Origin of the sequence: Bradyrhizobium sp. RDM12, from assembly GCF_051917485.1 — a bacterium.
Lineage (GTDB): Bacteria > Pseudomonadota > Alphaproteobacteria > Rhizobiales > Xanthobacteraceae > Bradyrhizobium.
Window position 1 is genome coordinate 7,300,119 of sequence record NZ_CM133064.1, and the last position, 14,023, is coordinate 7,314,141.

The 14,023-nt window shown below is 59.9% G+C and carries 12 protein-coding genes; 6 read left to right on the top strand and 6 right to left on the bottom strand.

The window, feature by feature from the left end; all coding sequences use genetic code 11:
- Window positions 1–127 precede the first annotated feature (127 nt).
- The 5 genes from ACTGJ9_RS35620 to glmS all read right to left on the bottom strand — a co-directional run bounded on the left by ACTGJ9_RS35620 (window position 128) and on the right by glmS (window position 6,707).
- Window positions 128–778: a hypothetical protein gene (locus ACTGJ9_RS35620; protein WP_456674850.1), complete on the bottom strand. Its 651-nt coding sequence runs from the start codon at window positions 776–778 to the stop codon at window positions 128–130.
- Window positions 779–901: 123 nt separating this feature from the next.
- Window positions 902–1,423, bottom strand: a complete 522-nt coding sequence (locus tag ACTGJ9_RS35625) for an alkaline phosphatase family protein (protein ID WP_456674851.1) — start codon at window positions 1,421–1,423, stop codon at window positions 902–904.
- Window positions 1,420–2,976 carry a beta strand repeat-containing protein gene (locus tag ACTGJ9_RS35630; protein WP_456674852.1) on the bottom strand — a complete coding sequence of 519 codons (1,557 nt, stop codon included), beginning with the start codon at window positions 2,974–2,976 and terminating at the stop codon, window positions 1,420–1,422. Before ACTGJ9_RS35630 ends, ACTGJ9_RS35625 begins: the two co-directional genes overlap by 4 nt.
- Entirely contained in the window at window positions 2,880–4,490 is a 1,611-nt protein-coding gene (locus tag ACTGJ9_RS35635; protein WP_456674853.1) for a hypothetical protein, read from the bottom strand. Before ACTGJ9_RS35635 ends, ACTGJ9_RS35630 begins: the two co-directional genes overlap by 97 nt.
- A gap of 390 nt (window positions 4,491–4,880) precedes the next feature.
- Complete coding sequence (glmS, locus tag ACTGJ9_RS35640; RefSeq protein ID WP_456674854.1) at window positions 4,881–6,707, bottom strand: glutamine--fructose-6-phosphate transaminase (isomerizing); 1,827 nt, start codon at window positions 6,705–6,707, stop codon at window positions 4,881–4,883.
- Window positions 6,708–7,331: 624 nt separating this feature from the next.
- Here glmS and ACTGJ9_RS35645 point away from each other — a divergent pair.
- Window positions 7,332–7,571, top strand: coding sequence for a DUF6894 family protein (locus tag ACTGJ9_RS35645; RefSeq protein ID WP_456674855.1), 240 nt, complete (start codon window positions 7,332–7,334; stop codon window positions 7,569–7,571).
- A gap of 133 nt (window positions 7,572–7,704) precedes the next feature.
- On the opposite strand, the gene ACTGJ9_RS35650 is transcribed toward ACTGJ9_RS35645, so the two are convergent.
- On the bottom strand, window positions 7,705–8,340 hold the full coding sequence (locus tag ACTGJ9_RS35650; RefSeq protein WP_456674856.1) for a LuxR C-terminal-related transcriptional regulator: 636 nt from the start codon (window positions 8,338–8,340) through the stop codon (window positions 7,705–7,707).
- Between the two features lie 829 nt (window positions 8,341–9,169).
- Between ACTGJ9_RS35650 and ACTGJ9_RS35655 the strand changes: the two genes are divergently transcribed.
- The 5 genes from ACTGJ9_RS35655 (at window position 9,170) to ACTGJ9_RS35675 (ending at window position 14,000) form a co-directional block, all read left to right on the top strand.
- Window positions 9,170–9,877 (top strand): LuxR C-terminal-related transcriptional regulator, encoded by a 708-nt coding sequence (locus tag ACTGJ9_RS35655; RefSeq protein WP_456674857.1) that lies wholly within the window; start codon window positions 9,170–9,172, stop codon window positions 9,875–9,877.
- Between the two features lie 478 nt (window positions 9,878–10,355).
- Window positions 10,356–11,075 (top strand): nucleotidyltransferase family protein, encoded by a 720-nt coding sequence (locus ACTGJ9_RS35660; RefSeq protein ID WP_456674858.1) that lies wholly within the window; start codon window positions 10,356–10,358, stop codon window positions 11,073–11,075.
- Between the two features lie 159 nt (window positions 11,076–11,234).
- Window positions 11,235–12,290: a DegT/DnrJ/EryC1/StrS family aminotransferase gene (locus tag ACTGJ9_RS35665; protein ID WP_456678730.1), complete on the top strand. Its 1,056-nt coding sequence runs from the start codon at window positions 11,235–11,237 to the stop codon at window positions 12,288–12,290.
- The gene (locus tag ACTGJ9_RS35670) at window positions 12,287–12,973 is read left to right on the top strand and encodes a sugar transferase (RefSeq protein ID WP_456674859.1); all 687 of its coding nucleotides are present in this window, start codon (window positions 12,287–12,289) and stop codon (window positions 12,971–12,973) included. Before ACTGJ9_RS35665 ends, ACTGJ9_RS35670 begins: the two co-directional genes overlap by 4 nt.
- Window positions 12,974–12,992: 19 nt before the next feature.
- Entirely contained in the window at window positions 12,993–14,000 is a 1,008-nt protein-coding gene (locus ACTGJ9_RS35675) for a GDP-mannose 4,6-dehydratase (RefSeq protein ID WP_456678731.1), read from the top strand.
- Window positions 14,001–14,023 lie beyond the last annotated feature (23 nt).

Below are 14,023 nucleotides of genomic sequence, written 5' to 3' on the forward strand. Positions count from 1 at the left end.
GACACCCGTGCCGATGGACGCGCCGGAAATGACGTTCCCGATGACAAATTGCGGATTCGTGGGATCGGTGACATCGAGCTTGAACCACTCGATTTGAGCGAGCCCCCTGCGGTCGGCATGGCTTCGCTCACGCCGTAGACGTAATTGTGTCCTCCGGAGGAAGTGTAGGCAAGGCTTTGGATACGCCCGTCATTAATGTCGATCCTCTTGGTCGTGCCCAACTGCGCGGCGGTGTAATTGCTTCCGCCCCTCCCACATCGGCGTCGCCGAGGAAGAGCGTTTGCGTCCCGCTGAAGCCATGCGTCGGATCGTACGTTTGATATGCGAGCGCGGTTTGCCTCGCGGTTGAATGGGCGCTCAAATAGTAGGTCACCCCATTGTCTCCGGCGACATTGCGCATGATGCCGGCGGTCCCAGGTACGCTACTGCTGGCGTCAGGCGTGATCGCGGTGTTTGCGGCGGCTATTACGCTGCTTTCGTTGACGACGAATTCGCCATTGTTGTAGCCGCCTCCCGCGTCGATAAATTCGGGCGTGGAGATGTAGATCTTGCCGTTGCTGACCGACAGATAGGGCATGTCCGACTGGGTCGTGCTGCCGTTGGACGTGTCGATCGAAGCCAAATACCAGCCGTCGTTCGGATTACTATCCACCGACACGGCGATATCGATATTGGTGGCGAAGTTCCCGCCTCCTGGTTGAAAATTATCCACGGTGACCACATAGCGGCCGGTTGAACTGTCATAGGCGGCGCGCGCATCGAGAAGGGGAGTTGTCAAGCGTGCCGCCAAGCGACGCGAACAAGCTATACAATGATCCGTTGGATATAATTGGATTGCCGCTAAGGCCAGTTATCTCGTAGTGCGTGGTCTCCGCAGTGAAAATGTAATTTGGCCCTACCGCTAACGCATTTTGGGGCGGATTGTTGGTCGGGTCGGACAATCCGGAAAATGAGCGAGTGACCGAGGCGGACGCCCTCGCCGGCGTCGACGAGTAGAAGTTGAGTGCCGGTACCCCGGCGCTGGCGCCGATCGGCGCAGCGCCGTAAAGGCTTTCGATCGTGGCGAGCAAGGAATACGGACCAGCCGGCGAGTCGTTGACGACCCCGGCCGGGACCCCGCGCCGACGACGATCGCCGCAACGTGATCGGGGTAGGTCACCGCTGGATTGGTGTTGTTTTCGTCGAAGGTGACGATCAGCAGCGAATTGTTGGCCTGCGCCCACGCAGCGTAGGCCGAGAGATTGGCTTGGACCCAGGCGTCGCCCGCCGGAATCCCACCGCCATTGTCGCTCGTCGGCGTCATGTTGTCGGCGTCGTTGGGCGAAGCATAGGAGACCGTCGGAAGGTTGGCGAAGCCGGCTGCAGTCTGAGGGAAAGCGCTGAAATCGTGAGCGTCGCTGGCCGAATTGGCGAAGTGGATCAAGGTTGGCGTTCGGGATCCGCCGTGGTTTCGGCGTAACCGCCGAAGGTGTAACCGCTCGCGGCGAGCGTGCTCGCCAGTGTCGGGACGCTGGCCGGAAGCTGGGGAAAGGTGCCGTTGTTGGTGATGCCCTGCGTCGAGCCGGAAAACAGGGCAATGTAATTGGGCTGGCTCGGATGGGTCACACCGTAGTAGTTGGTGAGCAGCATCCCCTGAGCGATCAGCGAGTTCAGGTAAGGCGCCTGGGAACTACCTACGATGTCAGAATAGTTCTCGTTTTCCAGGGAAAGGACGACGATGTGGCTAGGCTTGGCGGCGGTGGTTGGGTTGACCTGCAGGATGCCAGTGGGATTGTAGTTGGCGGCTCCTGACAAGTTGGCGGCGTTGCCGGGTCTGTCGTTGATCGCCCCACCGTTGAGGTTCAACGACGAGATGGCGAGATCGGACGTGGTCTGGCCTGCCGCCACCGTGTAGCTGAAGGTGAGCGCGGTGCCGCCGGAGCCACCGGTGTAGCTCGCCGTGCCGCCATCGTTGAGGGTGAGCGTCGGCGTGCCGCCGGTGGTGCTGACTGTGACGGCCTCACTGAGGTTGACGGTCAAGGTGACGAGCTGACCGGTGTTCACGCTGCCGCTGCCATTGGTGATGCCGGTGCCGGAAGCGACGATCGAGGCAATCGTCGGAGCCGTCGTGTCAATCTGCAGGGTGCCGGCCGGATTGTAGTTGGTGGCCGCCGACAGATTGGCGGCATTGCCGCTGCCATCGGTGATCGTCGCGCCGTTGAGGCTGAACGATGAGACGATGAGATCGGCGGTGTTCTGGCCTGCCGCCACCGTGTAGCTGAAGGTGAGCGCCGTGCTCCCCGAGCCGCCGGTGTAGCTTGCCGTGCCGCCATCGTTGAGGGTCAGCGTCGGTGCGCCGCCGGTGGTGTTGACCGTCACGGCCGCACTGAAATTGACCGTCAGCGTGACCGCCTTGCCCGCATTGAGATCGCCGGCGCCGCTGGTGATGCCGGTGCCCGAGGCCGCGATCGAAGCAACCGTCGGTACCGTCGGGTTGACCTGCAGGATGCCGGCGGGATTGTAGTTGGTCGCGCCGGCCAGGTTGGCGGCGTTGGCGGCGCCGTCGCTGACGACCGCGCCATTGAGGTTGAGCGCCGAGATGGCGAGATCGGACGTGGTCTGGCCGGCCGCCACCGTGTAGCTGAAGGTGAGCGCGGCGCTGCCCGAGCCGCCGGTATAGCTCGCCGTGCCGCCATCATTGAGGGTCAGAGTCGGTGCGCCGCCGGCGGTGTTGACCGTCACCGCCTCGCTCAGATTCACCGTCAATGTGACGACCTGGCCGGTGCTCACATTGCCGCTGCCGTTGGTGATGCCGGTGCCGGAAGCGACGATCGAGGCAATCGTCGGCGCCGTGGTGTCGATCTGCAGGGTGCCGAGCGGATTGTAGTTGGTGGCCGCCGTCAGGTTGGCAGCAATGCCGTTGCCACCGGTGATCGTCGCGCCGTTGAGGGCGAGCGATGAGACGATGAGATCGGCGGTGTTCTGGCCTGCCGCCACCGTGTAGCTGAAGGTGAGCGCTGTGCTCCCCGAGCCACCGGTGTAGCTCGCCGTGCCGCCATCGTTGAGGGTGAGCCTCGGGGTTCCCCCGCGGTATTGACCGTCACGGCCGCGCTGAAGTTCACCGCCAGCGTGACCGCCTTGCCCGCATTGAGATCGCCGGCGCCGCTGGTGATGCCGGTGCCCGAGGCCGCGATCGAGGAAATAGCCGGACCTGCTGCGGAACTCTGAATGGCGATCCGAGCGACCGCCGTCTGCCACCAGCCGCCGGCGACATATTCATTCGATATCCAGAACGAGTTCGGATTGTTCGGGTCGACCGTGGCCGATGAATTGGAGCCCCAGGGCTGCACGCTGCTTCCATCGCCCGAGTTGAAGAAACTGGCACTCGCCTGATACAGGACCGGCGCGCTGAAAGAGCCCGCGGGATCGCCGCCGCCCTGGAAAACGTAGTAGTCCGCCGGAAACATGTTCGGACCACTGGCGGTGAAATTGATGATCACGTCGCCCGATGCGTCCACCGCGATGGACGGATTGAAGGTCACCACACCGGTTCCGATTGCGGCACCGGAGATGTCGCCCTGCGCCACGAGAGACGGAGCACTGGGATTACTGACGTCGATCTTGAACCAATGGACCAGCGGTACGCTCGACCCGCTCGGCTTCATCTCGGCCACTCCATAGAGGAAGCCGTTGGCATAGACCACGTTGGCAACGCGGTTGTCGCCGGCATCGAGCAGAAGGCTGGTCCCCTGCTGCTGGGCGGTGTAGCTGCCGCCCTGGTCGATATTGCCAAGGGCGATCGTGCTGGTGGCGCTGAATGTATCGGTGGTCTTGTCGTAGGTCTGCAGGCCAACGACGACCTGGCCTCCGCTGGAGAACGCGCTCGCGTAGTAGGTCTTGCCATTGGTGCCGGCTGCAACGGCAAAGATGTCCTGCGTCGACGGCATGACTTCGCTTGCGGTCACGCTCAACGTGCCTCCGCCATAGATGCCACCGCCCGCACCCGCCGTATCGCCGATCACCCAGTTTTCCGTGCCGGCGTAACCGGACACGTTGCTGTTGTACTGAGCTGCCGAGATGTAGATGTTCGAACCGTCGACCGCCAACGTCGGGCGGTCAGAGTCGGTCGACTGACCGTTGATCGTGACGGTCGTATTGAGCTGCGAGAAGGTCCAGCCATCGTTCGGATTTGAGTCCTTGGAGACCGCAATATCCATGGAGGTGGTGGTGCCGTCCGGCGCCAGGTACTCCATCATCGCGACAAAGCGCTGATTGACGCTGTCGTAGACGACGCGCTGATCGAAAAGCCCGCCGGTCGGCGACAGCGATGAGAAGAAGCTGTAGACCGATTGCTGGGTCGGCGACCCGCCGGTCAAGTTCGTCCATTCGATCAGCGATCCCTCGATCATCACAACGAAGTTCGACCCGACGGCAAGACCGTTGTGCGGCGGATAGGTGCTGGCGGTCGATGGCCCGGAAAACGATGTCTGGATGGTCGAGGAATAGGTCACCTTAATGCTCCCTCTGTCCGAGTCTACACATCATTTTTGAACATTCACGTTGCCGCGAAACATTCGGCCGGGCCGCGGCGAAATTCAGTGAAGTTCGCAAGTCAGCGCTTGGCGGAGCTTTGCAATCCAGGTTTTCCTCCCGGATGCGTCAATGCGCACGCCGGCCGCACAGAAAAATGATCTCTGTCCGCCTTCGGCGCTAACGCTGTCGTTGGCGGTTGTTCGATATTGCACGACGTATCAGCAGGAATTTGTAGCAGGACGACGGACTATTCTCTCGACCCAAAGGGAGTACTCCCCCCATGCGATCCGAGTGTTGGCTGCACTTTCGTTGCGTTAGCGGCGACGCCGGCGACCGCGGGACACTGTGCCGCAAGGGACTTTCGCTGCTTATTCGACCGTCACCGATTTAGCGAGGTTGCGCGGCTGGTCCACGTCGGTGCCCATGATCACGGCCGTATGATAGGCGAGCAACTGGATTGGAACGGCGTAGACGATCGGCGCGAAGGTCGGCACCATCTCCGGCAGCAATATCGTGGCTTCAGGCTCGACGGCCGCCTCCGCCGCTCCCCTGGCATCCGTCATCAGGATGATCCTGCCCCCGCGCGCGGCGACCTCTTGCATGTTCGACATCGTCTTTTCGAACAGACGGTCGAAGGGCGCGATGACCACAACAGGCATGTTCTCATCGACCAGGGCAATCGGGCCATGTTTAAGTTCGCCTGCGGCATAGCCTTCGGCGTGGATGTAGGAGATCTCTTTCAGCTTCAGCGCCCCTTCGAGCGCCAGCGGATAGCTGGTGCCGCGGCCAAGATAAAGCACGTCCCGCGTTTTCGCGATGGTGCGAGCAAGATTCTCGATCTGCGGCTCGCTGGCGAGAGCTGCCGCCATCAAACGCGGCACTTCGATCAGCGCTCTGACCAGCCTCCTCTCCTCGCTCGCGGAGATCTCGCCGCGCGCTGCTCCCGCAGCGACCGCGAAGGCGGCGAGCGCCATCAATTGACATGTGAAGGCCTTGGTGGAGGCGACGCCGATTTCCGGACCAGCCAACGTCGGCAGCACTATATCGCTCTCACGCGCAATGGTGGAAGTCGGCACGTTCACCACGGAGACGGTGTGCGCCCCCTTTTCCCTGGCATGGCGAAGTGCTGCCAGCGTGTCGGCGGTTTCACCGGATTGCGAGATGAAGATCGCGAGATCGCCCTTGCGGAGTGGCGCTTCGCGATAACGGAACTCGGAGGCAATATCGACATCAACAGGGATATTTGCCAGCTGTTCGATCCAGTACTTCGCAATCGCGCCGGCATAGCTTGCGGTGCCGCAGGCCGCAATCGTCGCGCGCCTCACGTCGCTGAAGTGGAACGGCAGCCTGATCGGCAACGCCGCCCGCTCGCCCCTCATATCGACATAATGGGCCAGCGTGCGGCCGACCACGTCCGGCTGCTCGCAAATCTCCTTGGCCATGAAATGGCGATAGTTGGCCTTGTCGGCGACGAACGAGGCCCCACCCGAATTCAGCACCTCGCGGGCAACGACGGCGCCATTCGCGTCCCGGATCACCCCCTTCTCACGCGACAGCTCCACCCAGTCACCGTCCTCGAGGTAGCTGATGCCATCGGCGAAGGGAGCGAGCGCAATCGCATCGGAGCCGAGATAGGTCTCGCCTTTGCCATACCCCACCGCCAGAGGCGACCCCCTACGTGCTCCGATCAGAAGATTGCGATATCCGTTGAAAAGGAACACCAACGCAAAGGCGCCACGCAGCTGCGGCAGCGACGCCCACACGGCTTCCTGAGGCGAATAGCCCATCAGCAGGTAGGAATGAACGAGATGTACGACGACTTCCGTATCGGTATCGCTCGTGAAGGTGGCGCCCTTGTCTTCTAGCGTCTGGCGCAGTTTCCTGAAATTCTCGATGATGCCATTGTGCACCACGGCGACGCGCTCGGTCGCATGTGGATGGGCATTGTGCTCGGTCGGCTTGCCGTGCGTAGCCCAGCGCGTGTGACCAATTCCGGCATCACCGCTCAGTGGATCTGCAAGCAGCCGCGCCTCCAGGTTCTTGAGCTTGCCTTCGGCCCGACGGCGCTCGAGACGACCGTCATTGAGAGTTGCCAGGCCTGTTGAGTCATACCCCCGATATTCGAGCCGCCTGAGTGAATCGATCAATCGCCCCGATACCGCGGTTCGTCCTAGAATACCGATAATTCCGCACATTTGTCAGATCTCTCGCCTCGCCGATAATCAGAAATGCACGCGCACGATGATCATCATCGCCCAATACACGGTTGGCGCAAATTGGGGCGGTCGAATCGGGAGAATTGCAGCAACGAACGCGGGGTACTCCGCACGGGCGAGCGAATGCGGCAAGCGCCCTTCTCTGTTCTGTTCGAGGAGGCGCTCGCGGCGCAGACTGATGTTGTGAATGCAATCACGGCGAGTGGATGCGTGATCCCGGCCCCGCCCGGGCTGCCAGGCGCGCCTCAGGCGAGCCGGTCCAATGATCGCGGCCCGAGAGCTGGCGCGAACGCGTGCAAGTGAATCAGCAACGCCTGCGCAGTCGCCATACCTTCGATGAAGAGATCGCGGCCCCGGCGCGGGGCTGATTTGCAGGGAAGCCGGGGCCGCCGAACACGCCGAATTGGGCAGTTACGGCGCAACGTGAGCTTAGAGCGCAAGAAGCAACAGTCCATGTCAATCACGAGAATCCGGTTCGAGGTTGAGGTACTCAACAATGATCATGGACGTGGAATGGCAGCTCGTCGTAGGTCCACTCGGGGACGCTACCGCGACGTCCGCTAGGTTTTGTCCCGGGGATGCACTCGTTTTCCGGAAGCGCCAATGCCTCGCTATTTTCTCCACGTTCACGACGGCGGCGGCTTAGTACCAGACGACCTCGGCTTGGATCTCCCCGACATCGACGCCGCGCGGACGGCGGCCATTGAGTTGAGCCGCGAGATCCTGCGAAGTGACGTCGTCGGACCATTTCAGGACTATCCGTCCTGGCGGATCGAGGTGAGCGACAGCCCTGAACCGACCAGTCTGCCACTGTTTGTCCTCCATTTTTCGGTCGAGCAATAGCCTGCAGCAAGCACCTGCTGATAGAACCCCGCGGGCGTCGGATTAATTCCGATCGAACGTCAGTTGCCCTCGGCAGAGCAGCGTTCGCGCACGGGACTGGAAGCAAGAACGGCTTTCAGAGCTCTCCGCCGATTCATTCCGTCGACTTGGCCGGAGTGCCCCAATCAACCCGCGAAATGGCCAAGGCCGCGAGCGCTGTCCGGTTGCTGATCTCCAGCTTCTGGAAGATGTGGTGAAGATGGACTTTGATTGTGCCATCCGCAATGTTCAAGCGGCGTCCAATTTGCTTGTTTGATAGTCCTTCCGAAACCAGGCGCATGATCTGACGCTCTCGGTCCGTCAGCACAGCCAGCGCATTCTCTGAATTCACCTCATGCCCCGCCGGCACAATCTGATCAATTGAGGATTGCGGCACGATTCTTTCACCGATTGCGATTTTCCGCAAAGATTGCACCAGCGCTTCGGGTAAGGTCTCCTTCAGGATCACGCTGCAGCCATCAAACGCGTCCGGCGAGACGAGCCCGTAGACTTCTGATGGGATGAAAAACACCAGGCGGATCGAGCGATCGACTGGATTGAGGGCGGAGGAGCTCAGTGCGATCAGCTCGGACATCGTTGAATCGAGAATTGCGATATCGGGCGCAAGACTGTCGATCGCCTGCACGCAGCTCGCAGCATCACCACAAGACGCAACGATTTCGAAGTCATCTTCCGCGCCGAGCACGCTGGTCAAACCTCGCAAGACCACCGGATGCCGGTCTGCAATCACTATTCTCGTGCAATTCATTGGGCTTCTCAATCAGTCGCCCCCGCTTCTCAATCAGTCGTCCCCGTTTCTCATCAGTCGCCCTCAATATCAATGTTCACCCACCTCCCATTGTTTCACGTCTCCGCCAGCCATGCGACTCCGCGGGATAGCTTACCGCAGAGCTACGGTCATTGTCTCAGGGCGCCTCGCCCGTAGAACCCCGGTGCGGACGCCACATTCCGTTCTCGCGACGAAAGATTCCCGTAACGACGCCCCAGAAACTCACATTCCTACTTCTGGCAGCTTCATCAATACACCTCTCTCCTCTGTCCGCGAGAGCGTCGATCGGCGGTATTTCAGTCCGGCCCGCAGCTCTAGGGATTGCGCAATGTGCGGAAACATTTCGATGTTTGCTCATCTGCAGATTGCGTAGATCGCGCTACGCGAGGCCGGTGCATTCTGCAAGTGCACCTATAACGAACGGTATATATGGAAATCTAGAATCCGGATTTAACGTTCATAAAACCTTAATAAACAAATTAAGGGCCAAGAACCTGCCAAATAGCGGCAAAGGCTGGAAGCACACAGCCGGGGTAGCACAAAAGAGTAGCGCGCCGAACAAAACCGATCAAATGAGCGACCTGCATGGAGGCAGGCGGAATGATCGGCGCAGTTCGCTTTGACTTCATGATTTTTCGAAAATGCTTCATTGCAGTCGTGTCATATGCGTAGCGTAGGTGCTGGAGGGTACAATGCCGAGGCGTCAGTCTTATGAAATAGTTCTTATTGGAAAAAACATTTTAGTCAGGAGGGAATTTCACGGATTCTACATGCTGCAAATTTCAAGATCGTGCTCTCTGCTTCGAGCGCTGATGAGCTGCCAAGCGAAGTCCAATCACATCAGCTGCTGTTTCTCATCATCCACAACGGCGATAGCTTCGATGTCGCATTGGACCACATCCGTTTCGTCAGAGCTCGAAGCCCTGACGCTCGTATCGCAGTCGTATCGGATCATTATCGTCCTAGCGACCTTGTATCGGCACATCGGGCCGGAGCGAGTGGCTATTTCGTGAACGTCAATTCTTGCGATGCCTTTATCAAATCCATCGAGCTCGTGACGATGGGAGAGGCTGTCTTTCCTCCAGCATTCCTGTCGTTCGCGCTTGACGGCATTCTCGAGCGCGAAGGAGCACCGACCGAAGAGGTCGAGCATGGCATCGAGTTCACCGCGGAGGAGCCGGTTGCACCACATCTTTCTCCACGCGAGAAAGCAATCTTAGCTTGCTTGATCGAGGGCAGTTCGAACAAGTCCATCGCTCGAAAGATCGACATAGCTGAGGCGACCGTGAAAGTTCATGTTAAGGCGATCCTGCGCAAGATCCGGGTTCAGAACCGAACCCAGGCTGCGATCTGGGGAATGAACAATGGGTCACGGGTGCACTCCGCAAATGGACACACCTTGCCCTCGATCATCCCTCAACCCGTAGGCTTCAGCGCGTTGCGATCCAATCGTCGAGATCACGCCAATCAGAATCCGGGCGGTATCAAACTCGACTAGCGGCCTTGGCCGCGTCTACCACCTCATCGCAACGGCGTCTCCGGCGTGCGATAAAGGACTAATCCCGCGGTACGGCAACCATCACGCGGCCTGCAATCTTCTCAACGCGCCACAGCAGCTACGCTGCTGTGGCGCTCGTCTGTGATGCAGACCTCGACCGTCCCGATCCACCCACAGCGCATTGATAGTACTTTGATTTCCGCGTGCTCGAACGCGCCAATCGGCGCGGCTACGTAGCGATCGCCTTTCGCAGTCCCGCGCCTGCGCGCCGCAATTAAATCGATCACGCTCGCATTGAATGCACTTCATCGTGTCCGCATACCCAAATCGTCTCATGCAAATGCACGAAGACGCGCCAGCTGAATTGCGCCTACGTTCTTTACACGCTCCTGCCAGATCGAAACGCTGAGATCGGACTTATGCGGGGCGAAAAGTACATAGTTGAACGATTGTAAATTCTAGCAATGCGGAGGGTCTTATGAAGGCGGTTATTCAATGCGGCGGCAAAGGAACTCGCTTACGCCCCCACACCTCAATTTTGCCGAAACCTCTGATGCCGATCGGTGCGCGTCCTGTACTTGAGCTCGTCCTCAAATGGCTCAGGCGGAACGGGATCAGGGAGGTCTACGTCACGACCGGATATCTGGGCCACCTAATCCGCAGCGTCTGCGGAGATGGTAACCAGTGGAACATGCGCATCAACTATACCCAGGAAATGGAGCCGCTCGGAACCATTGGTCCATTGTCGCTGCTGCGCGACCAGCTCGACGAGCCGTTTCTCGTACTCAATGGCGACGTGCTGACGGATCTTAATCTCAATCAGTTCGTGAACCGCCATCGGCGCAGCAACTCTCCGCTCTCGATCGCCACGTCGATCCGCCCGACCAAGATGGACTTTGGCGTGATCGAGGAGATGGAAGGGCGCGTGAGCGATTTCCGTGAAAAGCCCGAGCTCACTCATCTCGTCAGCATGGGGATCTACTGCATGGACCCGTCTATCCTCGAGCGGATCCCGTCAGGCGTTCCCTTTGGGTTTGATGATCTGATGTTTCAGATGCTCAACGAAGACGTGCCAGTCAATGTCTTCAAGCACAGCGGCCTCTGGCTCGACATCGGGCGCGTCGAGGACTTCCTGAAAGCACAGGACGTCGCATGGGATGAACAGTCCGCTGCACTCGCTAGTTTCGCAGCCGCCTGATTCCGGCTCTCATCCTGCAGTGATCCCAACAGTCGCGCACGCGGCGCGCGAACTCATGGCCAGATTGGAGATGAACACATGTTATTGGTATCAGAGCCGGTCCTCGGAGACGAGGAGAAGGTCGCTCTCGCCGCGGTCATTGAAAGCGGCTGGGTGACGATGGGAGATCGAGTTCGCGAGTTCGAGCAGGCGTTCGCCCGCCTGCACGAGGCCGAGGATGCGGTCGCCGTCGGCTCCTGCACTGCGGCCCTCCACCTCATCCTGCACGCCCTCGGCATTGGCCCCGGAGACGAGGTCCTCGTCCCCTCCCTGACCTTCGTAGCGACCGCCAACAGCGTCCTCTATGTCGGTGCCAAACCAGTCTTCGTCGATATCGGCTCGGCAGAGGTTCCACTGATGTCGCTGGACGAAGCGGAAGCAAAGTGCACTTCCAGGACCAAGGCCATCATCCTCGTCCATTTTGCCGGCTACCTTGCACATCGCGATGCCTGGCAATCCTTTGCACGCCGGAAGGGGCTTCTCTTGATCGAGGACGCCGCTCATGCGCCTGGACTGCCCGAGGTCGGCAGCTATGGCGAGGCGGCCGCCTTCAGCTTCTACGGAAACAAGAACATGACCACAGCCGAAGGAGGCGCGATCATTGCGCGCAGCCGGGCGCTGCGCGAGACCATCCGGCAGGCCCGCGCTCATGGGATGACAAGCGGTACACGGCAACGCCTCTCCAGCCGCCGTCCCGACTACGACGTGACGGTTCTCGGCTTCAACTACCGGATGGACGAGTTGCGGGCTGCGCTTGGCCTCGTGCAGCTCAAGAAGCTGCCGGAATGGAACGACATCAGGCGGCGGTTGTCGGCCAAATACCGTGAGCTCATGGCGGAACATTGCCCATCGATGATGATTCCCTTTGAAGATCCCTGGCCGTCGACCCACCATTTGATGCCGGTCGTGCTGCCGCCGGCAACCAGCCGGCAGCGGGTCATCGATCGCCTGCGCAAGCACGGCATTCAGACCACGGTTCATTATCCGCCCGTTCACCGCCTGACCTTCTACAGAGATCTCTATCCAGAGATTCTTCTCCCGCGCACTGAAGATTTTGCTCGACGCGAACTGACGCTGCCTCTGCATCCGCGAATGACGACGGCGGATGTCGAGAAGGTGGTGATTGCGCTGACGACTGCACTCGCCACCGATTTCCCAGTGGGGGCAGTGGCATGACCCTGCCCGAGGTAGCGAACCGATGGGGCGCGCAATCTCGTTCATCTCGTTTGAGTGCACGGCGCGCAATCGATGTTCTCTGTGCCGGCACCGCGATGGTATCGCTTTCACCCGTCTTCGTCGCTGTCGCGTTCGTCATTTGGCTCGAGAGCGGGCGGCCACTCCTGTTCTCGCAACTCCGGTTGGGACAGGGCGGCGAACCGTTTCGTATGTACAAGTTTCGCAAGTTCGGGCCGAACTGCGGCAGCGGCGGCTCGCCCCTGACGCTGCAGGAGGATGAACGTTTGACGGCGGTCGGCCGAATCCTCGCCGCGACCAAGCTGGATGAGCTACCGCAGCTCTGGAACGTCCTGCGAGGCGATATGTCTCTTGTCGGCCCTCGACCGGAGTCTCTCAGCTTTTCCGATTGCTTTCGCAACGGGTTCGAAAAGCTGCTCGACTACAAACCAGGTGTGTTCGGCCCGTGTCAGGTCCTGTTCAGACACGAAAACAGGATGTATCCCACCGACGCGCCGGCGGCGGAGTACTATAGAGAAGTGCTGTTTCCAGCCAAGGCGAAGATCGACCTTGCCTATTTTCCGCGACGGACTCTTGTATCGGATTTCGGCTGGATCGCCCGTGCCGGGCACGTGATCGCCGTGGAATGCTGGGCTGCGTTAGCGCGGAAACTTCGATCAAGATGAGAGAAAGAGAGGCGCGATGATGACTTATCTTGGAGCAAAAGTTCTCGTGACAGGAGCCGACGGCTTCATCGGATCGCACCTGACGGAGCACCTCGTTTCGGCAGGAGCTGACGTAACTGCGTTGGCGCAATACAACTCTTTCGACAGCCATGGTTGGCTCGATGATATCCCCCAATCAACCCGACACAAGCTCAACCTCGTGCGCGGCGACATTCGCGACGCGGCCTTCGTCGGCCGACTTGTGCAGGGCCATCACTATATCTTTCACCTCGCAGCGCTGATCGCCATACCCTATTCCTATCTCGCGCCGCAATCCTATGTGGAGACCAACGTACTCGGTACATTGAACATCCTCGAGGCCACACGGCAATACGGCATCGAACGGCTGGTCGTGACGTCAACGAGCGAGGTCTATGGTACGGCGATGAAGATGCCGATCGATGAATCTCACCCGTTGCAAGGGCAATCGCCCTACTCCGCCTCCAAGATCGGCGCAGACATGATGGCGGAGGCCTTCGCGCGCTCGTTCGGCGTTCCCGTCGTGATCCTCAGACCGTTCAACACGTTCGGACCTCGGCAAAGCGAACGTGCGATCATCGGCACGATCATCCGGCAGGCCCTGGATCCGGAATGCGGTGCGATCATGGTCGGCGATACGACCACCGTCCGCGATTTGACATTCGTCACGGATACAGCCGCGGCATTCATGGCGGCCGGGCTCTCGGACGGTGTTGAATATGGCCATGCCTACAACGCCGGGAGTCAGCGCGCCATCACAATTGGTGATCTGATCGACAACATTCTCGAGCTGACGTCCAGTCACAAGCCGGTTCTTCGCGACGAAAAGCGCCTGCGGCCGACAAATTCGGAAGTGCGCGCGCTCCTAGCCGACTCGACGCGGTTCGTACGGGCAACCGGCTGGACGCCGAAGGTAACGCTGCGCGAAGGACTGGAGCGAACCGTGAATTGGTGGCGTGGTCGTCTCTCCACCAAGAACATCCGACAGCAGACGGATTTTATTACATGACGAGCCCACGCAACCGTCAGCGC